Annotated in this window: 22 protein-coding genes and 1 pseudogene; 12 read left to right on the top strand and 11 right to left on the bottom strand. The window is 52.8% G+C overall.

The window, feature by feature from the left end; genetic code table 11:
- Positions 1 to 74: 74 nt before the first annotated feature.
- The gene (locus LJN55_RS13235) at positions 75 to 869 is read right to left on the bottom strand and encodes a spermidine synthase (RefSeq protein WP_159336531.1); all 795 of its coding nucleotides are present in this window, start codon (positions 867 to 869) and stop codon (positions 75 to 77) included.
- 302 nt (positions 870 to 1,171) lie between these two features.
- On the opposite strand from LJN55_RS13235, the gene LJN55_RS13230 reads away from it, so the two are divergent.
- Positions 1,172 to 1,465, top strand: coding sequence for a hypothetical protein (locus tag LJN55_RS13230; protein ID WP_133841811.1), 294 nt, complete (start codon positions 1,172 to 1,174; stop codon positions 1,463 to 1,465).
- 284 nt (positions 1,466 to 1,749) lie between these two features.
- Here the strand turns inward: LJN55_RS13230 and rsmF are convergent, their stop codons facing one another.
- The 3 genes from rsmF to yebS form a co-directional block, all read right to left on the bottom strand.
- Entirely contained in the window at positions 1,750 to 3,186 is a 1,437-nt protein-coding gene (gene rsmF, locus LJN55_RS13225; RefSeq protein WP_227534608.1) for a 16S rRNA (cytosine(1407)-C(5))-methyltransferase RsmF, read from the bottom strand.
- Between the two features lie 167 nt (positions 3,187 to 3,353).
- Positions 3,354 to 5,987 (bottom strand): PqiB family protein, encoded by a 2,634-nt coding sequence (locus LJN55_RS13220; protein WP_227534607.1) that lies wholly within the window; start codon positions 5,985 to 5,987, stop codon positions 3,354 to 3,356.
- Complete coding sequence (gene yebS / locus LJN55_RS13215) at positions 5,956 to 7,200, bottom strand: membrane integrity lipid transport subunit YebS (protein WP_227534606.1); 1,245 nt, start codon at positions 7,198 to 7,200, stop codon at positions 5,956 to 5,958. The genes LJN55_RS13220 and yebS overlap by 32 nt, the downstream gene beginning before the upstream one ends.
- 223 nt (positions 7,201 to 7,423) lie before the next feature.
- On the opposite strand from yebS, the gene LJN55_RS13210 reads away from it, so the two are divergent.
- From LJN55_RS13210 to htpX, 4 genes are all read left to right on the top strand, one after another.
- Positions 7,424 to 7,924 carry a GAF domain-containing protein gene (locus LJN55_RS13210; protein WP_227534605.1) on the top strand — a complete coding sequence of 167 codons (501 nt, stop codon included), beginning with the start codon at positions 7,424 to 7,426 and terminating at the stop codon, positions 7,922 to 7,924.
- 96 nt (positions 7,925 to 8,020) lie between these two features.
- Positions 8,021 to 8,713, top strand: coding sequence for an RNA chaperone ProQ (gene proQ / locus LJN55_RS13205; protein ID WP_133841816.1), 693 nt, complete (start codon positions 8,021 to 8,023; stop codon positions 8,711 to 8,713).
- A 19-nt stretch (positions 8,714 to 8,732) separates the two neighbouring features.
- Positions 8,733 to 10,778, top strand: a complete 2,046-nt coding sequence (gene prc / locus LJN55_RS13200; RefSeq protein ID WP_167863786.1) for a carboxy terminal-processing peptidase — start codon at positions 8,733 to 8,735, stop codon at positions 10,776 to 10,778.
- A 185-nt stretch (positions 10,779 to 10,963) separates the two neighbouring features.
- Positions 10,964 to 11,845, top strand: a complete 882-nt coding sequence (gene htpX, locus LJN55_RS13195; RefSeq protein WP_133841818.1) for a protease HtpX — start codon at positions 10,964 to 10,966, stop codon at positions 11,843 to 11,845.
- A 51-nt stretch (positions 11,846 to 11,896) separates the two neighbouring features.
- On the opposite strand, the gene LJN55_RS13190 is transcribed toward htpX, so the two are convergent.
- The gene (locus LJN55_RS13190) at positions 11,897 to 13,270 is read right to left on the bottom strand and encodes an MFS transporter (RefSeq protein WP_227534604.1); all 1,374 of its coding nucleotides are present in this window, start codon (positions 13,268 to 13,270) and stop codon (positions 11,897 to 11,899) included.
- A gap of 188 nt (positions 13,271 to 13,458) precedes the next feature.
- On the opposite strand from LJN55_RS13190, the gene kdgR reads away from it, so the two are divergent.
- Positions 13,459 to 14,250 carry a DNA-binding transcriptional regulator KdgR gene (gene kdgR, locus LJN55_RS13185; protein WP_133841820.1) on the top strand — a complete coding sequence of 264 codons (792 nt, stop codon included), beginning with the start codon at positions 13,459 to 13,461 and terminating at the stop codon, positions 14,248 to 14,250.
- Positions 14,251 to 14,288: 38 nt separating this feature from the next.
- Here the strand turns inward: kdgR and LJN55_RS13180 are convergent, their stop codons facing one another.
- Positions 14,289 to 14,525 carry a YobH family protein gene (locus LJN55_RS13180; RefSeq protein ID WP_227534603.1) on the bottom strand — a complete coding sequence of 79 codons (237 nt, stop codon included), beginning with the start codon at positions 14,523 to 14,525 and terminating at the stop codon, positions 14,289 to 14,291.
- 230 nt (positions 14,526 to 14,755) lie between these two features.
- Between LJN55_RS13180 and LJN55_RS13175 the strand changes: the two genes are divergently transcribed.
- The 5 genes and pseudogenes from LJN55_RS13175 to rlmA all read left to right on the top strand — a co-directional run bounded on the left by LJN55_RS13175 (position 14,756) and on the right by rlmA (position 17,982).
- The gene (locus LJN55_RS13175) at positions 14,756 to 15,031 is read left to right on the top strand and encodes a YebO family protein (protein WP_133841822.1); all 276 of its coding nucleotides are present in this window, start codon (positions 14,756 to 14,758) and stop codon (positions 15,029 to 15,031) included.
- A gap of 19 nt (positions 15,032 to 15,050) precedes the next feature.
- A complete protein-coding gene (locus LJN55_RS13170) occupies positions 15,051 to 16,055 on the top strand; it encodes an MBL fold metallo-hydrolase (RefSeq protein ID WP_227534602.1) in 1,005 nt (334 codons plus the stop codon).
- Positions 16,056 to 16,594: 539 nt separating this feature from the next.
- Positions 16,595 to 16,663, top strand: a pseudogene (locus tag LJN55_RS13165) (DUF2627 domain-containing protein); the annotation flags it as partial.
- A gap of 88 nt (positions 16,664 to 16,751) precedes the next feature.
- The gene (gene cspE / locus LJN55_RS13160) at positions 16,752 to 16,961 is read left to right on the top strand and encodes a transcription antiterminator/RNA stability regulator CspE (protein WP_001062678.1); all 210 of its coding nucleotides are present in this window, start codon (positions 16,752 to 16,754) and stop codon (positions 16,959 to 16,961) included.
- Between the two features lie 163 nt (positions 16,962 to 17,124).
- Positions 17,125 to 17,982 (top strand): 23S rRNA (guanine(745)-N(1))-methyltransferase, encoded by an 858-nt coding sequence (gene rlmA, locus LJN55_RS13155; RefSeq protein ID WP_133841824.1) that lies wholly within the window; start codon positions 17,125 to 17,127, stop codon positions 17,980 to 17,982.
- On the opposite strand, the gene LJN55_RS13150 is transcribed toward rlmA, so the two are convergent.
- The 4 genes from LJN55_RS13150 to manX all read right to left on the bottom strand — a co-directional run bounded on the left by LJN55_RS13150 (position 17,963) and on the right by manX (position 21,221).
- The gene (locus tag LJN55_RS13150) at positions 17,963 to 18,421 is read right to left on the bottom strand and encodes a DUF986 family protein (protein ID WP_133841825.1); all 459 of its coding nucleotides are present in this window, start codon (positions 18,419 to 18,421) and stop codon (positions 17,963 to 17,965) included. The two genes, rlmA and LJN55_RS13150, sit on opposite strands and share 20 nt — an antisense overlap.
- 118 nt (positions 18,422 to 18,539) lie before the next feature.
- Positions 18,540 to 19,388 carry a PTS mannose transporter subunit IID gene (locus LJN55_RS13145; RefSeq protein ID WP_133841826.1) on the bottom strand — a complete coding sequence of 283 codons (849 nt, stop codon included), beginning with the start codon at positions 19,386 to 19,388 and terminating at the stop codon, positions 18,540 to 18,542.
- A 15-nt stretch (positions 19,389 to 19,403) separates the two neighbouring features.
- On the bottom strand, positions 19,404 to 20,204 hold the full coding sequence (locus LJN55_RS13140) for a PTS mannose/fructose/sorbose transporter subunit IIC (protein WP_133841827.1): 801 nt from the start codon (positions 20,202 to 20,204) through the stop codon (positions 19,404 to 19,406).
- A 57-nt stretch (positions 20,205 to 20,261) separates the two neighbouring features.
- Positions 20,262 to 21,221, bottom strand: coding sequence for a PTS mannose transporter subunit IIAB (gene manX / locus LJN55_RS13135; RefSeq protein WP_133841828.1), 960 nt, complete (start codon positions 21,219 to 21,221; stop codon positions 20,262 to 20,264).
- 517 nt (positions 21,222 to 21,738) lie between these two features.
- Here manX and LJN55_RS13130 point away from each other — a divergent pair.
- Positions 21,739 to 23,301, top strand: a complete 1,563-nt coding sequence (locus LJN55_RS13130; protein WP_227534601.1) for a TerC family protein — start codon at positions 21,739 to 21,741, stop codon at positions 23,299 to 23,301.
- Positions 23,302 to 23,382: 81 nt separating this feature from the next.
- Here the strand turns inward: LJN55_RS13130 and LJN55_RS13125 are convergent, their stop codons facing one another.
- The gene (locus tag LJN55_RS13125) at positions 23,383 to 24,945 is read right to left on the bottom strand and encodes an EAL domain-containing protein (protein WP_227534600.1); all 1,563 of its coding nucleotides are present in this window, start codon (positions 24,943 to 24,945) and stop codon (positions 23,383 to 23,385) included.
- Between the last annotated feature and the right edge of the window lie 191 nt (positions 24,946 to 25,136).

Genomic DNA, 25,136 nt, shown 5'->3' with positions numbered 1-25,136 from the left:
AAAAATAGACCACGCTCCGGTTACCAGCAATGTTCGCCGGAAAATTTAAAGGAAATGAAGTCTAAGCAGCGGTATCAGGTCTGTTGGCCAGGCCAGCGATAAATTTTATGCGCCAGCAGGGAGAAATCAGATTGATACCCTTCGCCGCTGGCTTTCATCATGGCGCGCAGTTGCGTCAGCGGCGTGCTGCAATGCCCGACGCTGGCATAGATCACCACATTGCCACTGGGCGTGGTGCAATAGAGCACAGTGCGAAACAGGGTTGTGAGTGCATCGGAAAACGCGGAGTCTTCATCCGGGGCCTGAGGATGGTTCAGTACCAGCCAACCGTTGGGCTGTAACGTTTGCGCGCACTGACGCAAAAACTCACGTGAAGACTGCAGTGGCACAATGGCGCTGGCGGAATACAGGTCAGAAAAAATCAGTGAGTAGCGGGCAGGGTCTGCCTGCGCCATGAAATCGGCGGCATCTTCCACCCGATAGTGAATATCTGGGGTTACCGGCAGGTGAAAATGCGCCAGGGCAACATCCAGCACCACCTGACGCAGCTCCACGGCATCAATGACGATCTGTGGGTTACCTGCAAACAGCGGTCGTATCAGGCATCCGCCACCCAGACCCAGCACCAGAATGCGGTTCGCGGGAGTCAGCGCCGTAGCCATCAACATGGCACAAATGTATTTATGTACGGGGATCATCGGGTTGCTTTTCTGCATTTTGCTTTGCTCGAAAACCCGGTCAAAGCTCAGAAGGCGGTAGACCTTGTTATCGATCACGGTGACCTCACCGTGTGCATCCTCAGCGGTGGCCACAATGTCGCCCCGAATGCGAAACAGCATGGAAGAAGTGTAAACATCGTTGTCAGACATGATGGTGATTCCGTGGCTCTCAGCCGGAGCCGAGCCCTTGATGATCATTTTTATACTATGTTTACATTTAACCGCAGGGCAGAGCAATGCGTGTTGCTCGCATAAAGGCAGCCCCTGACGGTTTTTACCCGCAAGAAATCACGCAAAATATCGTAGCATGAGGGTTTCATGATGAAATAAGGACGATTCAACCTCACTTTCTGCCATCATGGCTTGTGCATCATCGCCCGGCACTCTACGATGTCAGGTGGCCCGGTGCTGCGGATAACCGTAACACTGATGACTGGCCAGGAGCCTGTTGCATGAAAAGCGAGAAAGAAATTTCCATCGACCAGTTTACGGATGATGAAAAAGTATTGGTGGAGCAGCGGGTTAAAACGTTGACCGATAAACTCAGTCACGTCGCCAGTAAGAAAGAAGAGAAAGAAATCCTCAAAGAGGCCAAGCGGTTAGTGATGAAAGAGCGCGTTGTGCGCGAAAGCAGCAAAGTGGTACTGGCTAAGAAACCGCGTAAACCGTCTGCGGCAAAAGAGAGCGAAGTGAAAGATTTTAGCTGGAGTGGTTCGCTGCGTAAAAATCCGCGCGCACTGAAATAATTCTGTTATCGGGGCTGTGATGGCCCTTGTATTCCTGTCTGCTTATCTCGCCTATCCCACGATAATCAAATGTACCAGTCGCGCCAGCACCTCAATAATTAATAAACTGCCTGTGGTAATCAGGGCCAGCGTCAGATAAAACTGCCTGCGTTTGCTCATCTCTGTGAAATCCGTGAAGGTCAGAAAGACATCATTTTAAAGCAATTGCGATAAACCATGCCTCAATATCGTGCCAATTGGCCGTGCCATAACGTCAATGGCGGCTCCGAAAAACCGCCAGTGAGTTACACGCTGAACAGCTTGCCGTCGCGTACCAGTTCTCGGGGGTAGCTATTTTTAATGCGGCTACCGACCTTTTTGGCCATACCAATCGGCTGCTGCTGATAACAAATGATCAGCTCATCACCTGGCAGTTCACGCTCAGGATAGATATCCCGCCCACGATACCACTCTTCCGCTTCACTGCTGCTCAATTCAACAGCATGAGGTGCCGCCGGATCAGCCAACGCGATAGCGGCTTCATGCTGCCAGCGGTAACCTTTCGGGAATGTTTCTGCCAGTTTCAGGCCGATTCGAGAGAAACGTACGCGGCCCAGCAATGCTTCTATCGCGCGCGGGAACAGCCACAGCTCTTTGTCACGCTGCCACAGTGCCATGTCATCTTCCCAGCGCAGTCCCGATTTTGCCGCCGCGGCGATCACCTCTTCCTGCTGTTTACGATTGAGCGGGCTGAAGGGCGGTTTCCCCACTTTATAGCCGGGCACCGGCAGAGGAGGCACGCTTGCCGTTTTGCGCAGACGTGCAACAAAGAAGCCTTCGCTGTCGAAAATGTGCGGGAACACATGGAGGAAACCCTCCGGCGTGGCCGCTTTTTCCGCTCCCTCGAACAGCGAGTTCAGGGGTTCAATCTCTACGGCATCCGGGTACTGTTCCTGCAACCAGGTAATGACCTGCTGATTTTCACTGCGGTTCAGGGTGCAGGTGGAGTAAACCAGCGTGCCACCCGGGCGCAGGGCATGAAACGCACTGTTGATCAAATCTTGCTGCGTGGCGGCAATCTCGGCGGTGCTGGTTTCAGACCAGTTACGCAGGGCGTCCGCATCTTTGCGGATGACACCTTCACCCGAGCAGGGGGCATCCAGCAGAATAGCGTCAAAGCACTCGGGTAGCGCCGGGCCGAAGACGCGTCCATCGAAATGGGTCATTGCGGTATTGCTCACGCCGCAGCGGCTAAGGTTAGCGTGCAGCACTTTCACGCGGCTGGCGGAGAATTCATTGGCAAGGATGGCGCCATGATTCTTCATCCTGGCAGCAATCTGCGTGGTTTTTGAACCTGGCGCTGCCGCCATATCCATAATCCGCTCAGGAGATGTATCACCGGAAAACAGTGCGCTGACCGGTAGCATCGAGCTGGCTTCCTGGATGTAGAACAGCCCGGCGAGGTGTTCAGCGGTGCTGCCCAGCGGCAGCGTGTCGGCATCGTCACGGCTGATCCAGAATCCTTCTGCACACCAGGGAATCGGCGTTAATGCCCACTGATACGGCGCCACCTGTACGAGAAAGTCCGCCACGCTGATTTTTAACGTATTGACGCGAAGGCTGCGGCGAAGAGGTTGTTCACTGATGGCGAGAAAACGTTGGTATTCGGTGTTATCTGGCAGTAACTGCTGCATTTGATCGAGAAAGGCTTGCGGAAAATAGACGCGGGAAGAGTGAGACACAGGCTGAATCCAGGGGAAATAAGTGCTTGCAGTTTAGCATGGTCATGACAGTGGTAAAAAATAAGAAGCCAAAAAAATCTGTTTTTTTCCTATAAAATGTCGCGGATAAAGAGCGGGGCCTTATGTTGCGACATAAGGCCCCGCTGTGTTTTGCCCTGTTTACACCACTACTGTGGCAGTGCGGTACCCCATTTGCGCCACTCTTTCGGTTCCTCTTCCTCCAACAGGAAGTGTTTACCGGAAGAGGCTTGCGGAGCCAGCGGCACGGTTGGTGGTGTGGCGAAGGCGATACCACCCTGAATGAACTGCTGGAAGGTTCCGGTTTTCACCACCCCACCGATCAGCCCAAATTTCAGGTTGTAGCCCGATGCCAGCCAGAACACCGAGTTATTACGCACGAGGTGTTGATATTTCTTACTGATGCGCAGCGTAATCTGTACGCGGTCGGCCATTGCTCCCAGTGATGTCCCTGTCACCGTACCGACTTCCACGCCGCGGAACAGCACTGGCGTACCGACCGACAGTGAACCGCCTTCCGGTGCGTCCATCACCACATTCAGTCCGTCAAGATAACGCGCATCGGTGATGGTGGACTCCTGGAGCTCAAAGGTGCGCTGAGCACGGCCTTTGCCCGGGTCTACGTTGATATAAGGCTGAAGCAGGGTTTCCAGGTGGTTAACGCCGGCAGCCGAAATCTGCGGCGATACCACGGAGAAGCGGGTGCCAAGACGGGCGAAATCCTGCACGTATTCAGGGTAGAGCACCGCTTTGGCGATCACCTGATTATTATCGGCCCCCAGTGCCAGTGATTCTAACTGCCCAATGGTGATGCCGAGATAACGAATCGGCATACCCGCTGACAGCTTACTGGCATCATAAGTCCGCAGGGTGATCTGGCTGCCCACGGCGCGGGCTGTGGTTTCTGAATCATACAGAACGCGTTTATCCTGACGGGTTAAACCGACGCCCGCACCGGATAAATTATCAAAGCTGATGGCGCCCTTCAGTGCACGATTCAGCGGCGAGGCCTGCACGGTCAGGCCGCTACCGTTAAGCTGCACGCGCGCACCGCCTTCGGCCCAGAAGACACTGCTTTGCGTCAGCAGGCGTCGGTACTCCGGCTTGATATGTACGTTGACGTCGAAAGCATCGGAGCGCGGGTTCACGCTGACAATCTCACCGACCTGGAACTTACGGAAAAGCACCACAGAACCTGCCTGGATGTCGGGCAGACTGCTGGCGGTCAGGGTGAGGGTGGTGGGCAGAGTGTCACCGAGGATGCCTTCCTCCGCTTTCTCACTGTTGGCATACAGCGGATAACGGGCTTTCACCGCGCCTTTATTACCCGGATCGAGGCGAATGCCCCCGTCGACCCACTCGCGGGCGCTGGCACCCAGTACTTCCATCCCGTCGATGCCGAGCTTCACATCCAGGCGACTGTTAATGATAAATTTGCTGTCACCATGCACCAGGTGGCGGTATTCAGCCGCCACGGCCACATTAAAGGTTACGCCTTTTTCATTCAGGGTACGCTTGATCACCTGTCCAATGCGCATTCCGTGCAGCATCAGCGGCTGCCCGGCATCAATGCCGTAGCTTTCCGGGGCATTGAGCGTCAGCTCAAGCGCGTTGGGTTGCTGTAACAGCGATTCATTGCTTGGCAAGACCGTATAATGATTTTGTGGCTCACCGTCACCCGGGATCAGCTCGAGCGTATTGCCTGTCAGCAGGCTGCTGAGGCTGCTATCGCTCAGGCTGATTTTCGGGCTACGCATTTCAATGCGGGTTCCCGTGCGCATCAGGCTGGTCACGGACGGGTCGAGGGTCAGTTCACCGCTGACTTTGCCGCTGTCCAGCAGCGTCATTTTTGTCAGTGTGCCGACCTCCAGCCCCTGATACATCAGCGGAGTACTGCCTTCTTTCAAATTCTTACCATCTGGCAGATCGAGCGAGATCATCACGCCGCGCTGGCTTTGCGCCAGGTCAGGGTAGAGGGCATAGGTGTCGTCGGATTTCGCGGCCTCCGATGTTTCTGGTGAATCGAAAGCAATGGCGCCATTGACCAGTGCGGCCAGGCTTTCCAGCTGCACTTTTGCACCGCTGAGGCCGACATCCGCTTTCACGCCCGAAACATTCCAGAAGCGGCTCTCTTTTTTCACCAGATTAGTAAAACGCCGTTCAATCAGTACGTCGATGGTCACGCCCTTGTTGCCCGAATTCAGGCTATAGTCGTAGACGCGTCCGACCGGGATTTTGCGGAAATAGACCAGCGATCCGCTGTTCAATGCCCCGAGATCCGGGGCATGCAAGTGGATCATCATTTCACCGGTATTGACGCGGTATTTCGGCTGAGTATCCAGCGCAACAAAGTTCTCGCGCGGTTCGCCTTTACCGGGCATCATCCCGATGTAGTTCCCGCCAACCAGCGCATCCAGGCCGGAAACACCGGCCAGTGAGGCTTTGGGCGTGACCAGCCAGAACTGCGTATCTTCACGCAGCGCATCCTTCATATCGCTTTTAATACTGGCCTTGATCTTAATGGTGCGCAGATCGTCAGTCATGCTGATGCCCTGCACCAGACCGACTTCCACCCCCTGGTAACGCACTGGCGTGCGGCCGGGCACAATACCGTCGGCGGTAGCGAAATCGATGGTGACCGTGGTGCCGCGCTCCTGGTAATTGGTCCAGATCAGCCAGCCGGCAATCAGCAGCGCAATAAAGGGCAGCAACCAGAACGGCGATATTTTGCGCCGATTTTTGATGCGTGCGCTAGTCGGTGTAGTCGGCGTTTCCTGTTGCATGAGCATCCCAAAGTAAACGGCTATCCAGCCACTCAACGGCAAGGATAGTAAGTATGACCGCCGATCCAAAGTAGAACGCAGCGGGTCCCATTGTAAAAGCCAGAAGCTGGTCGCGATTGACCAGCGACATGGTTAACGAAATAACGAAGAGATCGAGCATTGACCAGCGGCCAACCCATTTCACCACGCGCAACAGGCGTATGCGGGTTTTCAGCCCCTGTTCGCAATTAAAGTGAATGCTGATTAACAGCGTCAGTAACACGATGACCTTAGTGAAGGGCACCAGGATACTGGCAATAAACACCACGGCGGCCACCGGAATATTACCGGTGGCCAGCGAAAGTATCCCGGAAAGAATCGTGTCTTCCTGACGCGCGCCGTTCAAATAGATGATTGAGATCGGCAGCAGGTTTGCCGGGATCAGCAACACGATGGAGGCAATCAGTGATGCCCAGGATTTTTGCAGGCTGAAGTGACGGCGAAAACGCAGTGGAGTGTGGCAGCGTGTGCAACGTCCACGATCATCGGCGACTCCGGTGTGGTGGCAGCTCAGACAAACCTGCAATTGTACGAGGGGGACATTGGGGTTTGGCTGCGGATAAAAACGATGCCACAGCTGTTCAACATTCAGGTGAATTAACGTCAGCAGGCTCAGTAGCGTCAATATAATGAAAGCAATCAGCCCAATGCCTGGCGTAATCGCCGCATAGTCCTGAACCTTGATGGAGGCAATGGCGACGCCCACCAGATAAATATCCAGCATCACCCACTCTTTTAAGCGGTCGAGCATCAGGAGCACCGGGCGCAGGTTCATGCCCAGTTTTTCACCAAAATAGAGATAAGCAATGGAAGCGACCAGCGTCACCGGTGCACCAATGGTACAAAACGCCACCATCGCAGCGGTGATCACATCGCCCTGTTGCGCCATCTGCATGATGCCGCCCAGCAGGCTGGCATAAATATTGGTTCCCAGCAGACGCACCGACATTAACGATTCATTAAATGCGAACGGCATCAGCAACATCATGGTGACGGCCATGGCCGCCAGACGCGTCATTGACCAGTCACGTCCATTAAGGATAAGCGCATTGCAACGCGGGCAGTGTGCTGACTGGCGTGATTTCACATCTGGTAAGGAAAAAAGGGTATCACATTGGGGACATCGCTGATAACGTGCCTGTGGCAGAGCATGACTGATGGCGTGTATTTTCATATTCCCGATCGTGCTTTAGCCCAAACAGCGCAGGTGCAGGGCAGGGTTAGGCTGATTAACGCCATGAGAGCAAGACTCAGTATAGCCATGCTTCAGTATTCGGATAATTCTAAGGTTATAGTAACTAACAGAATGATTCATCTGATCCGCTGGTTTTTTAATGCTTAATTTTTCGGGCGATGCAGCCTGACGGTGTCGTCTTCGTTTCTACAATGGTTAAACAATGACAAAAGCAGAATTTTATACCGACCTCAATCGTGATATGCGTGCCTTACTCAGTGGCGAAACCAGCTTTCTGGCGGTGATGGGCAATTGTAGCGCGCTTTTATACGAACGTCTTGATGGGGTTAACTGGGCAGGTTTTTATTTGTTAACGGAAGAAAAAACGCTGGTTCTGGGGCCATTCCAGGGGAAAATCGCCTGTGTGCGTATTCCTGTGGGGCGTGGTGTCTGTGGAACGTCCGTGGCAGAGAATACCGTTCAGCGCGTTGATGACGTGCACGCATTCCCCGGACATATCGCTTGTGATGCCGCCAGTAATGCAGAAATTGTGTTGCCGCTGGTGGTTAATGGCAGTGTTATTGGTGTTTTGGACATTGATAGTGTGGAATATAACCGCTTTGACAGTGAGGATGAAGCGGGGCTAAAAGCGTTGACGGACGGGCTTTGTGAGGTGCTTGCCGGATCGGATGTGGAAAAATTTATTCACATGAAACGCACCTAAAGCGCTGGATCACGTAGCAATTGCTGATGGTGTCATTATAATGACGCCTGTTCATGCCCGCGCTGATTGGCAAACCCGTTGTAATCAGGAAATTTCATGGAAAATCAACCTAAGTTGAATAGCACCAAAGAAGTCATCGCCTTTCTGGCAGAGCGTTTTCCACAATGCTTTAGCGCAGAAGGGGAAGCACGACCACTTAAAATCGGCATCTTTCAGGATTTAGTCGACCGCGTGCAGGGCGAAATGAACTTGAGCAAAACTCAGCTTCGTTCAGCACTGCGTCTTTACACTTCCAGCTGGCGCTATCTTTATGGCATCAAAGCTGGCGCAGCGCGTGTTGACCTTGATGGTAATGCCTGTGGCCAACTGGACGAACAGCATGTTGAACATGCGCGTAAACAGCTTGAAGAAGCCAAAGCGCGTGTGCAGGCACAACGCGAACAGCAGCAGGCGAAAAAGCGTGAAGCGGGTGAAGAAACCACACCGCGTCGTCCGCGCAAACCTGTTCGTAAACCTGCGGCAGAAGGTGAGCAGCCACGTAAAGTGCGCAGCAAACCCGCTCGTCCTCAGGTCGAATCAGGCTCTTCCGCACCTCGTGTAGAAACTCAGCCGGAGCCACGCAAACCGGTTACCGACACATCAGCGTTGCAAGTTGGCCAGAGCATTAAAGTTACCGCAGGTAAAAGTGCAATGGATGCCACTATTTTGGAAATTTCAAAAGATGGCGTTCGGGTGCAGTTAGCTTCCGGCCTGGCAATGATAGTACGCGCAGAACACTTGCAGTTCTGATACGGAGGCTAATCAGGGCATGAACACTCTTTTTAAAAGCACCATCATTGCGGGCCTGTTTATCGCAGGCAATGTTTTTGCGGCTGACAATATCTCGCGCGCCGATCAAATCCCGCAGTTACATCAGGAAGCACAGCATGCCACTGTCAGTGAGCGTGTGACCTCCCGTTTCACCCGTTCCCATTATCGCCAGTTCGATCTCGACAAAGATTTTTCCGTTAAAATCTTTGAGCGCTATCTGAACTTGCTCGACTACAGCCACAATGTGTTGCTGGAGTCGGATATTACGCAATATGCGGACAAGAAAACGACGCTGGGCGACGAGTTAAAAACCGGCCAGCTTTCGGCGTTTTATGATCTCTACAATCTGACACAGAAACGCCGTTTTGAACGTTATCAGTACGCACTCTCCGTGCTGAATAAGCCGATGGTTTTCACCGGCAATGACACCATTGATATCGACCGCAGCAAAGCGCCATGGCCTAAAAGCACCGCAGAGCTCAACGCCCTGTGGGACGCGAAGGTCAAATATGATGAGCTGAGCCTCAAGCTGGCCGGTAAAGATGAGAAAGAGATCCGTGAAGTTCTGACTAAACGTTATCAGTTCGCGGTACGCCGTCTGGCGCAAAGCAATAGCGAGGACGTCTTCCAGCTGGCAATGACGGCATTTGCGCACGAAATTGATCCGCATACCAACTACCTCTCTCCACGTAACACCGAGCAGTTCAATACCGAAATGAGCCTGTCTCTGGAAGGTATTGGTGCGGTGCTGCAAATGGATGATGACTACACCGTGATCAATTCCATGGTGGCGGGTGGCCCTGCAGCCAAGAGCAAAACGATCACCGTTGGCGATCGCATTGTCGGTGTTGGCCAGCCAGGTAAGCCGGTGGTCGATGTGATCGGCTGGCGACTGGATGATGTGGTTGCGCAGATTAAAGGGCCAAAAGGCAGCAAAGTTCGCCTGGAGATCCTGCCTGCCGGTAAAGGAACCAAAACCCGTACCGTCACGCTGACGCGTGAAAAAATCCGTCTGGAAGATCGCGCGGTGAAAATGACCGTGCATAACGTTGGCAAACAGAAAGTCGGCGTGCTGGATATCCCCGGCTTCTATGTTGGTCTGACCGATGACGTGAAAGTGCAGTTGCAGAAACTGCAAAAGCAGAATGTTGACAGTATTGTTATCGACCTGCGTACTAACGGCGGTGGGGCACTGACGGAAGCGGTATCGCTTTCTGGTCTGTTTATCCCTGGCGGCCCTGTTGTGCAGGTGCGTGATAATAACGGCAAAATTCGTCAGGATAGCGACAACGACGGTGTGACCTATTACAAAGGGGCGCTGGTGGTGCTGGTTGACCGCTTCAGTGCGTCAGCGTCTGAAATCTTTGCCGCTGCAATGCAGGATTATGGTCGTGCGCTGATTGTTGGTGAACCGACGTTCGGTAAAGGCACCGTTCAGCAGTATCGCTCACTGAACCGTATCTACGATCAGATGTTGCGCCCTGAGTGGCCAGCGTTGGGATCTGTACAGTACACCATTCAGAAGTTCTATCGTATCAACGGCGGCAGCACACAACGGAAAGGGGTGACCCCTGATCTGCTGATGCCGACCGGCGTGGAAGCGGTGGAAACCGGCGAGAAGTTTGAGGACAATGCCTTGCCGTGGGACAGCGTTAAAGCCGCGACCTACGTGAAAATGGGTGACCTCAAGCCGCTGGAACCGAAACTGATCCAGCAACATCAGGATCGCATCGCGAAAGATGCAGAGTTCCAGTACATCATCAAAGATATTGCTCGTTTCAATGCGAATAAAGAGAAGCGCAATATCATCTCGCTCAATCTGGCCGAGCGTGAAAAAGAGAACCGGGAAGATGATGCGCTGCGTCTGGAACGCATCAATGCACGTCTGAAAGCAGAAGGCAAAAAGGCCCTGGTGAAACTGGACGATTTGCCGAAAGATTATAAAGAGCCTGACCCGTATCTCGATGAAACGGTGAAGATTGCTGAAGACCTGGCGCAGCTGGAAAAACAGCAGCCGCCAGCGACCCCAGCCGCGGCGAAATAAGCCCAACAGGCACAGCATTCGCTGTGCCTTTTTTATTCCCTCCTGGCGTGGTGCGTAAAAAGTAAGACAAAGTGTAAAGTTATGTCTTTTTAAGCACTTAAAGATTAAGAGTGCTTGAAATGCACAGTATTGACCTTACGATGGTGTTACGCGAATAGCGGAATAACTGAGGAAGAATAAATTTTATGATGCGTATTGCTCTTTTCCTGTTAACCAACCTTGGGGTTATGGTGGTGTTCGGGCTGATCCTCAGCCTGACAGGGATCCAGTCAAGCAGTGTTATGGGCCTGATGATCATGGCGGGTCTGTTTGGCTTCGGCGGTGCGTTTGTTTCACTGCTGATGTCGAAATGGATGGCGTTACGTTCCGTCGGCGGTGAAGTGATTGAACAGCCGCGTAATGAAACCGAACGCTGGCTGATGGAAACCGTAGGCCGCCAGGCACAGCAGGCAGGCATCGCGATGCCGCAGGTGGCTGTGTACCATGCGCCCGATATCAATGCTTTTGCAACGGGTGCGCGTCGTGATGCTTCACTGGTCGCGGTATCAACCGGCCTGTTGCAGAACATGAGCCGTGATGAAGCAGAAGCGGTGCTGGCACATGAAATTAGCCATATCGCTAACGGTGACATGGTCACCATGACGCTGATTCAGGGTATTGTGAACACCTTTGTGATCTTCATCTCGCGTATTTTAGCGCAGCTGGCGGCAGGCTTTATGTCTGGCAACCGCGATGAAGAAGGGGGCAGCAACGGTAACCCGATGGTGTATTTTGTGGTTTCAATGGTACTGGAGCTGGTCTTTGGTATTGTTGCCAGCATCATCACCATGTGGTTCTCACGTCACCGTGAGTTCCATGCGGACGCGGGGGCTGCACGTCTGGCCGGCCGTGAGAAGATGATTGCCGCGCTGCAACGTCTTAAAACCAGTTATGAGCCACAGGAAGCCAGCAGCATGATGGCGTTCTGCATCAACGGGAAGTCTAAGTCGCTGAGTGAGCTGTTTATGTCTCACCCGCCGCTGGACAAACGTATTGAAGCGCTGCGCAGTGGTGAGTACCTGAAGTAACCGCCCACCTTTCTAAGTAAAAAACCCGCCTTCTGGCGGGTTTTTTTATGCTCAAACGTGACGCGGCTGAGTGATGCGCAGAGCGCTGACCAGCGCGGCGACGGTAGCGAAGCTGCCTGCCAGTAGCAGCGAAAGGTGAGTTCCCTGGGTGGCAAAGAGGTTAAACATCAGTGCCACCAGCGCAGCACCGCTGGCCTGACCCAGCAGTCTAGCCGTACCCAGCATTCCGCTGGCGCCACCGCTACGATGGCGCGGGGCAGAGGAGATAATGGTGTGGTTGTTGGGCGACTGGAACAGACCAAATCCGGCACCGCACAATATCATGCGCCAGATAATATCGCCGTCAGTTGGGCTGGCAGGTAACAAAGCCAGAGCAAATAACCCGCTGGCAAACATTGCCAGCCCAATAGCGCCTAACAGCCCGGCGTGAACGCGTTCAATCAGCCTGCCAGCAATCGGTGCCATCACCATGGTGGCCAGCGGCCACGGCGTCAGCAGAAGCCCCGTGGCGACCTCGCTCCGCCCCAGTGCGCTTTGCAAAAAGAACGGCAGTGAAACCATCGCCAGCATCTGCGCACAGAAAGAACAGACCGATGTGCCAATTGACAATGCAAAGACCGGGATGCGGAAAAGATCCACCGGCAGCAGAGGAAATGTCATTCTAAGCTGACGGCGAATAAACAGGGTGCCAACAACCAGGAGCAACAACAGCTCTGCCAACAGTAGCCTGCCGTCCACCCCCTGGGCGAACCCACTCAGCAGCGAGATAAGCAGGCCGAAGGTGAGAGCGTTCATCACACCGCTGGCGACGTCAAAACGCTGCCCCTGAGACTTCTGCTGATTGTCTGGCAGGAAACGCAGGGCGAGATACAGAGCGGCAATACCAACCGGGATATTGATCAGAAACAGCCACTGCCAGGAGGCGAAAGACAGTATCGCAGCGGCCACCGTTGGCCCCGCGGCGCTGGAGACGGCGACAATCAGCGAATTAATTCCCATACCGCGCCCGAGGTGGCGCTGGGGATAGATAATACGTATCAGTGCGGTGTTGACGCTCATCAGCGCTGCGCCGCCGAACCCTTGCAACACGCGGGCGAAGGTTAACATGCTCAGCGAGTCTGAGAGGGCGCAGAATAATGACGTGCAGGTAAACAGCACCAGGCCGCACTGGTAAACGCGGCGATAACCCAGCATATCACCCAGAAAAGAGAGCGACAGCAACGAGACAATAATCGCCAGCTGGTAGGCATTCACAATCCAGATGGACTGTGCCGGGCTGGCATGAAGCTCGCGAGCGATGGTCGGTAGTGCAACGTTGGCAATGGCACCATCAAGCACAGCGACAGTAATGCCGAGCGCAATGGCCACAATGGCCCCGTAGCGTTGGGGTAACGGTAAACCGTCAGTCGGTGATTCAGGCGGCATGGTGATGAAATAGTCAGAGGGGCGAATATCACCATGCTAATGGTTTTTACGATTTTTTCCAGTCTGTAACTGGCTGAAAACTATCACCGGATGTGTCCGTCATCACGCGCAGGTCGTTGCACACTCAGGGTGCGGGCCGTATAATGGAAATAGCGTTCCATTTTTTATAAAACACTTAAAGGTAAAACATGATCAGTGCCGATTCAGATAAACAACCAGACTCCGTCTCTTCGGTCATGAAAGTGTTTGGCATTTTGCAGGCGCTGGGCGAGGAACGTGAAAATGGTATCACCGAGCTTTCGCAGCGGGTGATGATGTCGAAAAGTACCGTTTACCGTTTTCTGCAGACCATGAAAACCCTGGGCTACGTCTCACAGGAAGGGGAGTCTGAGAAGTATGCGCTGACCCTTAAACTGTTCGAGCTGGGCGCAAAAGCATTACAGAATGTCGATCTGATCCGCAGTGCCGATGTACAGATGCGTGATATTTCGCGTCAGACGAAAGAAACGATCCACCTTGGGGCCTTGGAAGAAGACAGTATTGTTTACATCCATAAGGTGGATTCATTATACAACCTGCGGATGTATTCCCGTATTGGTCGTCGTAATCCACTCCACAGTACGGCAATTGGTAAAGTGCTGCTGGCCTGGCGAGACCGCGCAGAAGTCGAGGAGATTCTGACGGGGGTCGAGTTTACTCGCAGCACGTCAAGGACGCTCGACAGCGCTGCAGCACTGTTACCTGCGCTGGACCAGGTGCGTTCTCAGGGTTTCGGTGAGGATAATGAAGAGCAGGAAGAAGGGCTGCGTTGTATTGCAGTACCAGTCTTTGATCGCTTTGGCGTGGTGATTGCCGGTCTGAGTATCTCATTCCCGACCATTCGTTTCTCAGAAGAACATAAAAAAGGATACGTCGCGATGCTGCATCAGGCGGCGAAAAACATCTCCGAGCAGATGGGTTACCACGACTATCCTTTCTAATCCTCAACGGGCCAGCAGTGCGCTGGCCCGATTGTCTGTCAGTTGTCGACCACTTCCGAGCTCTTCCTCAGCAGAGGACAGTCTGTCACGCCGATGATCCCGCTATCAGTATGCAGATACTGCGCAATCACCATGCCGCGTGCTGTCAGATACTGGCACTGAAGCCCCATTCCCGCGACATTTTTGTTGCTGCCTGTCAGAACGCCATAGCCTGTCAATAGCATTGCCAGCCAGATGATGACCAGCAATGCAACGCTCCGTAGCAAAAATTTCATGTGTATCCCCTTATTATTGTTCAGGCGGTGTCCTCACTGCCCGCGCTAAGCATAGCACCATGCAGGTTGCTGGTACTAAAAACGATAAGAGGATACTGAAAGCGCGGAACATTTCTGTCGCAGTACGTTGAGTATTTTGTGATGCAGCTATCAATTAACGCCCGAGCAGGTAAAATCATCTCGGCGGCGCTAACGTACTTCGGTAGCCCATTTTCAGTTTTGAGGCATGTATGAACGAAATGACGACAGGTGCGATGGATATCGCATCAATGGGTGTGGTGACTGTCCTGGTCATTATTGGGCTGGTAGTCTGGTTTTTTGTTAATCGGGCCAGCGTCAGGGCAAATCAGCAAATTCAGTTGCTGGAAGCGCTGCTGGAAGAGCAGAAAAAACAAAATGTGTTGCTGCGCCGTCTGACCGATTCGGTTGCGGGTAAAGAGCAGGCAGAAAAAACCACGGATACCGCTGAGAACAAAGATTTTACCCGTCTGATTCCGGAGCGTTAATTTCATCAAGGAGCCGTCAATGGCCTGGCAGAATCCCTGGTACGACCCTGAAAAACCTCACCATACCCCGGAGGGGTTTCGTAACCTGAAGCCAGATTTGCGCCAGAACGGCGATCTCAAACGCTGGCGGCAAGAACGTAAGCAGCAGGGATTACCCCGGCCCCCGGCGCAAGGCTATGAACAGTTCATCAGGCAATGGTGGCAGCCCGCCGATCTTAGCGGTGAGCAGGATGCCGTCTGGTGGCTGGGTCATGCCTGCATGCTGCTACGTACCGCCGGACATTATACCCTGATCGATCCTGCGCTCTCATTACGCGCTTCCCCCCTTAGTTTTTATGGTCCACAGCGTCAAACGCCGTCTGCGCTGGCGATTGAGGATTTACCCCGGCTGGATGTGGTGCTGATCTCCCACAATCATTACGACCACCTTGATCGTCCAACGATAAAAAAAATTCTACGTCGTTTTCCGCAGGTCACCTTTGTGGTGCCGCTAGGATTGGAAACGTGGTTTAAGCATCGCGGTGCACGTCAGGTCGTGCCGCTCGACTGGTGGCAGCAGACTCAGGCGTACGGGTTAACCTTTCACGCAGTGCCTGCACGCCACTGGAGTATGCGTACGCTGTGGGACCGAAATCGTTCATTGTGGTGCGGCTGGGTCATAAAAAGTCAGACGCTTAATTTCTGGTTTAGCGGCGACAGCGGTTATTGGGAGGGGTTACTGGAGATCCCAAGACGGTTAGGGCCGTTTACACTTGCTGCCTTGCCGGTCGGTGCTTATGCACCAAAATGGTTCATGCAGTCTCAGCATATGGACCCTGACCAGGCCGTCTCGCTCCATCATGCAATAGGTGAGCCTGTGACGATCCCGATCCACTGGGGGGTATTTGAGCTTGCCGATGAATCACTGGATGAACCCCCTCAGGTACTGGAGCAGGCAATGCTGTCCGCAGGGCTGGATTTGACCCGTTTTAAGCCGTGGATAATCGGAGGTAAAATGCTGCTGGATAATATCGATTCGGATTGACCTTAACCCTGTTTTCTTATATTGCAGTGAAAATTAAGAACCCGGATCTAATAATGCAAATAGAGTGATTTGATTGTGATAATACGCGGGGTCAGATCAATGCTTTTAAATGGGGCAATGAGTTAGCGACTTTCATGATTTTGGTGCAATACAAATATACACTGGCGCTAATGCCGGATTTTTGTACAAGTGGAGGTGGCCTTACTCCCGTTATTGTGTGTTTATCAACGATAACTTTCGTCAATGCTTTGCCATATTTATGCAATAATTTTCGCGCAAAATATCAGGTTTACACCTTATCAGCATAGACTTCATGGCATCTGCGGTTTAAAATATCGCTCAGCCTGAGCAGGCAGTGAAAGGGGTCAGCAGGGGGCTGGTGTGTTCATCGTTGATGAAGCGTCATGCATGTACGTGCAATCTGTATCGGCTATCGTTTCAAATGTGTGCGACATCACTATCTCTGTTTAAAAATGACTTGCCATTAATTAACGGATATGTGATAAAACATTCGGGTAAAACGAGGTACAGTTCTGTTTATGTATGGCATCTTCAGTAAAGAAGTTCTGAGTAAAGACGTTGACGTTGAATTCCACTTCCTTGCCGATCTTTAATTTAGTGCCTCATGCAGTTATGTCTCTGGTTTTTCTGTAAGTAAAGCCCACGGGCGAATAAACACTCTAAGGAATTTGCAAAATGGCAAAGATTAAAGGTCAGGTTAAGTGGTTCAACGAGTCTAAAGGTTTTGGTTTCATCACTCCTGCTGACGGCAGCAAAGATGTATTCGTACATTTCTCTGCAATCCAGGGTAATGGCTTCAAAACTCTGGCTGAAGGCCAGAACGTTGAGTTCGAAATTCAGGACGGCCAGAAAGGCCCTGCTGCTGTGAACGTCACCGCTATCTAATTTTCGATCTGAGCCTGTCATTGCCGCCCTGCGTGTAATCCAGGCTGAAATCTGAATACTAAAGCCTCGTCAGAAATGACGGGGCTTTTTTGCGTCATTGTCTGCGGGATTTTCATCGGGGTTTACAGTAAACTGCCGCGTCATCTGTTTATGGAGTGTTGTTATGTCGTACCAGTGTCCTCTCTGCCAGCAACCGCTGCTGTTTAATCAGCGTATTTACAGCTGCTCAAATCATCATCAGTTTGATCAGGCGAAAGAGGGCTACGTCAATTTGTTGCCGGTACAGCATAAACGCTCTAAACAGCCGGGTGACAGCGCTGACATGATGCAGGCAAGACGCAACTTCCTGGATGCCGGGCACTACCAGCCGCTGCAACAACAGGTCTGTGATTTACTGGTGCGTGTTTTGCCACAGCCGCCTGTCAGCGTGCTGGATATTGGCTGTGGGGAGGGGTATTACACCCATGAAGTGGCCAACCGCCTGGAAGCGCAGGGGGAGGCGAAAGTCTACGGTCTGGATGTGGCGAAGATTGCCGTTCGTGCCGGGGCAAAGCGTTATGGCAACGTTGAGTTCTGCGTGGCTTCCAGCCATCGTCTGCCGTTCAGTGATAATCAGTTTGATGCCGTGCTGCGCATCTACGCACCCTGCAAGGCTGAGGAGTTGGCACGCGTAGTCAGACCTCAGGGCTACGTGTTGACAGTGACGCCCGGTCCACGCCATCTGATGCAGTTTAAAGCGCTGATTTACCAGGATGTGCAGTTGCACGATACCACGCCTGAAGAGATGCCTGGCTTTACGCTGGTCGAAGAGCAGCAGCTAAGCTATCCCATGACATTGAACAGCGAAGAGTCTGGCGCACTGTTACAAATGACGCCTTTCGCCTGGCGTGCGCGCCCTGAAGTGTGGGGCATTCTGGCCACCACCGAACAGTTCTCCTGTGAGACCGACTTCACCCTGCGTCTGTGGCAGCGCGACAGCGCTTCTGCCATCGCGATGGACGTTAGCGACTCTCCAGCATAACCTGATAAATCTTCTCCAGATCATCGAGCTGACGCACATGGATCAGTAAACGACGGTTTTCCAGTGCAATCACCAGCACGCCATCTTCAGACAGGTTGATGGCGCTGATACGCCCCCAGGGGATAAAAACGTTAGCGTAGAAAAAGCCATGCTGTTTAAGCAGCAGCTTCGGTGCGCGTATCCAGAATAACCACGCCGTCAACGCACCCAGCGCCATGAGCAACAGCGTGGTGATCTGCGGACCCTGGTCACTCACATTCTTGTATAAGAGGATACCCAACAGGACGATGAAAATCAGGCTGTCGAGCTTATTACGCCGTTGCAACAGGACTTTCAGCCGCGTTGGGCCCTGCAAACGGTCCATGATGAGTTCGTCGTAAAGCCCATAAAGAAAAATCAAAACAATAAACAGAATAATCAGGTAATCAGTCAAAAACATATCAGCGTCCAAAAAAAGGGCCAGACTGTGCTGGCCCCTGAGAGAATATGTGATGAACTCGTCATACTTCAAGTCCCCAGGAGGGGACTCGAATGATGTAGAGTTGAGTGATACGTTGTTAAACGCCCAGCAGGCCGACCCAGTAACCGAAAATACCAATGACGAAGAAGCCCATAATAATCCACAACGCGTTGACTTTGCGACGCAATAGCCACATACACCCGAAGGTCAACAGCAGCGGAATTAAGCCCGGCATCAACTGATCAAGAATGGATTGCACAGTGGTGACCGTGGTTTTTCCGGTCTGGTCGGTGATCCTTGATACCACCAGCGGTACGTTAACGTGGGTCCATTTGTTGACCAGTGCCCCCATCACAAACAGGCCGAGAATGGACGCCCCCTCAGTCAGTTTTTGCAGGAAGCCGCCGCCCATATCACTGACGATATCCACCCCTTTGCGGTAGCCATAAGCCACGCCGTAATAACGTACCAGTAAACGCACCAGGTTAAACAGTACGAAGAACAGCAGTGGGCCCAGCAGGCTGCCACTCATGGCAATACCCGCACCCAGTGCCGCAAATACCGGGCGTACGGTTCCCCAGAAGATCGGGTCGCCCACGCCGGCCAGCGGCCCCATCAGACCTACCTTGATACCGTTAATCGCCGCATCATCGATGGCGGCACCGTTCGCACGCTGCTCTTCCATCGCCATCGTTACGCCGAGCACGGGGGCAGCAACGTAAGGATGGGTATTAAAGAATTCCAGATGGCGTTTGATCGCCTGTTTACGGTCGTCGTTGTTCTCCGGATACAGACGGCGGATCACCGGGACCATGGAATAACAGAATCCCAGTGCCTGCATACGTTCGAAGTTCCACGAACCCTGGAACAGGTTTGAGCGTAAGAACACACCGCGGATGTCGCCTGGTGTTAATTTCTTCTGCGTAGTGGTAGTTGTATCAACCATTTCTCTCACCTTTCCTTAATCGAGTTCGTTATCAAGGTCATTATTCGCCGGGCCTGAGGCCTGCGCACCAGCTACACGGTTATATTTCGGTGCCAGCTGGATATACAGGATGGCCATCACCACGCCGATCACGCCCAGAGCGACCAGGTTGAAGCTGGTGAATGCAGCGGTCACGAAACCGAGGTAGAAGAACGGCATCAGATAACCAGCACGCATCATGTTGATTACCATCGCGTAACCGACGACCACGATCATGCCACCGGCAATATTCAGGCCGTTAGTCACCACGTCTGGGATTGAGTTCAGCAGTTCCTGCACGATGTGGGTGCCCACAGAGACGCCAACAATCAGTGCCGGGATGGCGATACGCATCGCCTGCAATACCAGCGCAGAGACGTGGATCCATGAGATAGCGGTTAAATTACCTTTTTCGGCTGCCTTATCGGCCGCATGCTGGAAGGCAACGGTGATGGTACGCACGATGATGGTCAGCACCTGACCAGCTGCTGCCAGCGGGATAGCAAGGGCAATACCAGCACCCACGCTCTGCCCACCCGCAATAACCAGAATGGTCGAGATGATAGACGCCAGTGCGGCATCCGGGGCCACGGCGGCACCGATATTCATCCAGCCCAGCGCGATCATCTCCAGCGTACCACCGATGATAATGCCTGTTTTCATATCGCCGAGAACGGCGCCAATTAACGTACAGGCCACTAATGGCCGGTGGAACTGAAATTCATCGAGGATTGATCCCATACCTGCAATACAGGCGACGATAAAAATCAGAACAATTTGCAGCGTGGTAATCTCCATTACACTTTTCCTCTTTAATGCCAGAACGGAGTTCAACCTGAAACATCAGGCCACGGGCTACTGAGCTATTTTGCCGATCAGGTCCATCATTTTCAGTTTCTGATCGCTGGACACTTTGCGCACTTCCAGTTCGATACCGCGATCGTTCAGCTTTTTAAACGCCTCAATATCTTTCGCATCTACCGAAACGGCATTGTTCACCTGGGTTTTACCCTGACGGAATGCCATACCTCCGATGTTCACTGAGGGGATGGTGACACCTTCTTCGACCAGGCGGACAACGTCGGTGGGATTGGTGAATAACAGCATGACTTTGTCTTTGCCGTATTTCGGGTTATTCCACACACGGATCATCTTAGCGACATCAACCACATGCGCGGTGACACCGGGTGGGGCAACCTGGGTGAGGAGCGTTTTACGGACGTTGTCAGCGGCGACTTCATCACTGACGACAATAATACGTGTGACGTTGGTTTCTTTGGTCCAGCGTGTAGCAACTTGCCCGTGGATCAGGCGGTCATCGATGCGTGCCAGCCCGATTTTCATATGCTCACCGGGCTGAAGAGGAGCCTGCGGAGCGGCAGGGGCTTTCGTTATAGCGGCAGGTGTCGCTTCAGGAATTTTGGCTTTCAGTGCTTTGACGCCCTCGCGCCCGGTTTCAACGGCCAGTGCGACCAGTTCATCGAACGTGGGGTTATCGTCACGTGCCATCAGCACTTCGACCAGCATCGGAATATTGACCCCGGCGACAACGTCATAACCTGGTTTATCGACAACAAGGCGGCTGGCGGCGTTAAACGGGCTGCCTCCCCATGTATCAACCAGAAACAGCACACCCTGCGTACTGTCCATCTCAGCCAGCCGCGCCTGGTATTTCTCCATCAGCGTTTCGGCATTTTCCCCGGGGACAAAGTCGATCCAGCCGACATTTTCCTGTTCCCCTAACAGCATTTCGGCGGTTTTCAGCAGTTGCTCTGCTGCCCAGCCGTGCGTGCCAATCATAATAGCAATAGTCACTTGCTACCTCCTGTATCAGTTGGCAACGGCTTTGTCTGCAAGCCGCGCGAGGTTCACCTGAATCCTGTTGCATCCAGTATGATTGAGGTCCAACTTTTAGTGCAGCGCGGTGAGAATGTATCAGCGCCTTTAAACACACAGCGTAGTAACGGGAATTATTTTAGTACGCGAAAAAATAAATTATGTGACGGTGCTCAGCTATTTAGACGTTAATCGCGATTTCTGGAACGTTGATGAAACATTATCCAGAAATGTGCAGCACGCCGCGGGAGTGTAAGAAATTATTTTGACGCGCATGTTTCACCTGATAGAGTAGGGATCCTTTTTCAATACAGGAGTAACGGGCCTCAGCCCTCCCTATGGACTGTCACCGAAGTCGCTCAATGATGCCGCCGGGCTTTCCGGTACCGCTTTTAACGTCTCCTGACGTAACCGTACATTCCTCTTGTTGTCATCCCTGCTGCACGCTCATTCGAACGTCTGCTGCGTATTGCCGTTCCTTTTTCCGGAGTCTGTCATGGAATTTCTCTTAGACCCCTCAATCTGGGCAGGTCTCTTCACGCTCATCGTTCTTGAGATCGTACTGGGTATTGATAACCTGGTCTTTATTGCCATCCTTGCCGACAAACTGCCACCGAAGCAGCGCGATAAAGCGCGTCTTATTGGCCTGTCGCTGGCGCTGATTATGCGTCTGGGACTGCTGTCGCTGATTTCATGGATTGTGACGTTAACCACCCCGCTGTTTAGCATTGGCGAGTTCAGCTTCTCCGGACGCGACCTTATTCTGCTGCTCGGGGGACTTTTCCTGTTGTTCAAAGCCACGATGGAACTCCATGAACGGCTGGAAAACCGCGACATGAACGCCGGCGGGAATAAAGGTTATGCCAGTTTCTGGGCGGTGGTAGTGCAGATCGTTATTCTTGATGCCGTGTTCTCGCTTGATGCCGTGATCACAGCGGTCGGGATGGTAAACAATCTGGCGATTATGATGACGGCCGTGGTGATCGCGATGGGGGTGATGTTGCTGGCCTCTAAGCCGCTGACAAACTTCGTCAACGCGCACCCGACGGTAGTGGTGCTGTGTCTGAGCTTCCTGTTGATGATTGGTCTCAGCCTGGTGGCAGAAGGCTTTGGTTTCCATATACCGAAAGGTTACCTGTATGCTGCGATCGGCTTCTCAATCCTGATCGAGTTGTTCAACCAGATTGCGCGCCATAACTTTATGCGCCATCAGGAAAGACGACCAATGCGTGAGCGTACCGCTGAGGCGATTCAGCGCCTGATGGGTGGCCGCCGCCAGAGCGAAAATCACAGCAGTGAGAGCAGCGATGTTGCCGCCATCATGCCGCAGGAAGCGTTTAAAGACGAAGAGCGTTACATGATCAATGGCGTACTGACGCTGGCTTCACGCTCTGTACGCAGCATTATGACGCCACGCGGTGAGATTTCCTGGGTGGATGCAACGCGCCCGATGGACGAAATTCGCCTCCAGCTTCTGGACACGCCGCACAGCTTATTCCCGGTCTGTCGTGGAGAGCTGGATGAAATCATCGGCGTGGTGCGTGCCAAAGAGCTGCTGGTTGCCCTCGATCATGGTATTGATGTTGCCAGCTTTGCCTCGGGCACACCGCCGATTATCGTGCCGGAGACGCTTGACCCGCTTAATCTGCTGGGCGTGCTGCGCCGCGCCAAAGGCAGCTTTGTGGTCGTGACCAATGAGTTCGGTGTGGTGCAGGGGTTGATTACGCCGCTGGATGTGCTGGAAGCGATTGCGGGTGAATTCCCTGACGAAGATGAAACCCCGGATATTATCGCAGATGGTGATGGATGGCTGGTGAAAGGCGGTACGGATCTGCACTCGCTGCAGCAGTTGCTGGATACGCAGGAACTGGTAAGGCCGGAAGACGATCATGCATCGCTGGCGGGTCTGTTGATTGAGCAGAAAGGGCAGTTACCTAAGCCTGGTGAAGTCATTGAGCTACTGCCACTGCGCTTTCAGATTATCGAAGCCACTGATTATCGCATTGACCTGGTTCGTGTGACGAAACAGCGCGATGAGCACGACGAAGACGAACAATAAAAAAAGGGCGCCAGGTCTTCACCGGGCGCCCCTTAACAATATTGTTACGGGCAGAACCTGCAAAGGTCTGCCCGTTTTCGATCAGGCATCCAGTGTTTCTTCATGATTCACCAACCAGTCAGGGAAATCCCCTAATGGCATCGGGCGGGCATAGAAGTAACCCTGCAACACATCCACGCCTTTCTCACGCAGATAAGCCGCCTGCTGTGCGGTTTCCACCCCTTCGGCCACCAGGCTGATATTCAGCCGTTGCGCCAGCGAGATCACCATGTCGGTCACCGTCGCATTAATCGCATCTGTTCCAATCGCCGCTGTGAACACCTTATCGATTTTGAGCACGTCCGGGCTGAGTGTCTTCAGGTAGGAGAGCGAACTGTGCCCCGTACCAAAGTCATCAATAGCCAGTTTGACCCCAATCTTATGCAGATGGGAGACGACGCGCTGATCAACAACCGGCAGTGAATCACGCTCTGTCAGCTCAACGATAAGCTGAGGTTTCGGGTTTGCCGGCCACCACAGACGCTGTAAATCATCAATAATCGCCCGATCGTGGAAGTGACTAGCTGCAACGTTGATAGCAATATGGAACGACTTACAGCCAGGCAAATCGGGCAGATGGCGAACCACCTCGCTGATAACAAAACGTGTCAGCGGAGCAATCAGATTCTGCCGTTCAGCCAGCGGGATAAACACATCCGGCGGTATCCATCCCTGACGGGGATTATGCCAGCGTAACAGCAGTTCAATACCGTCGCAGGCGCCGCTGCGAGCGTTGATCAGCGGCTGACAGTAAACCATAAACTCACGTGCGGTAATGCCATAGCTGATTTGCCAGGACAAACTCATGCGGTTGGCGGTTGCCAGCCAGACAATGTATCCCATCAGTAAACTTAACAGCAGCGCCAGTGGCAGTTGCGAAGGTACCGTCATCAATGCCAGACGGGAAGGGGATGGCCCAAAAAGTGTAATAGAGAACGGGTAACGTAACGACGATTCTTCGTAGCTGACTTCATCTTCCGATGGCACCGCCGTTTCGATCATTGGGTTGCCGTATTCGAGACTCTTCCCTCCGACATTGAAAATGGCGCGTTCTACCCAGGGGAGCGTTGGCTCCAACAGATAGTTGGTCATCAGCTCAATGTTGATGATCTGAATAATACCTGAACGGTTATCCAGCGAACGCGGTGTCCAGAACAATAATACCGGAGACCCCTTAATCAGATGCTCATCCACCGCCAGCAGCATTCGCTGGTTATTCACCGCCAGTTCAGGGTAGTTATCAGTAAATGGAATATCCGAACTGCCATAAATGCTCGAACAATAAATCCGGTCTTCATCGACCAGTAAAATGGATCTGACCGTCTGTAATGACGCCAGTTTCTCAATCAGTGGGAAACGGATTTCGCCACAGGTGAGCCCTACCAGACCAATGGTGTTATTCGCCGCCACATCCAGTGGCGAAAACATGCGATCAAAACGCTGGATGGCATTATCGGCAAATGTGCGCGACTGCTGCTCTATTCGGCCTTTCTCTTCCATAAAACGGAAGGTTAATGTGAGAATGAGCACCAACGCGGCAACAACCGCAGCGATGAGTAACCGCTTACGGCGAAACTGTCCGAATACTTCCTGGGACATTTGCATCAGTAACCACCCTTAGATCAAGACGCGTATATAGAGACCGAATACCAATTATCGGCAACTGAGGCATTAAGTTTAGTAGTGTTGAAGAGAAAAGCTGAATGGCTCAAAAACAGGAACTTACTCTCACAAGACACGCCAAAACACTTTAGCTATTTCCTGCTGTTGGCGATAGCCGGGAGCTAAACTATTTT

Source organism: Erwinia rhapontici (assembly GCF_020683125.1).
In the GTDB taxonomy this organism is placed as follows: Bacteria; Pseudomonadota; Gammaproteobacteria; order Enterobacterales; family Enterobacteriaceae; genus Erwinia; species Erwinia rhapontici.
This window is presented reverse-complemented; position numbering and strand designations above follow the sequence as displayed.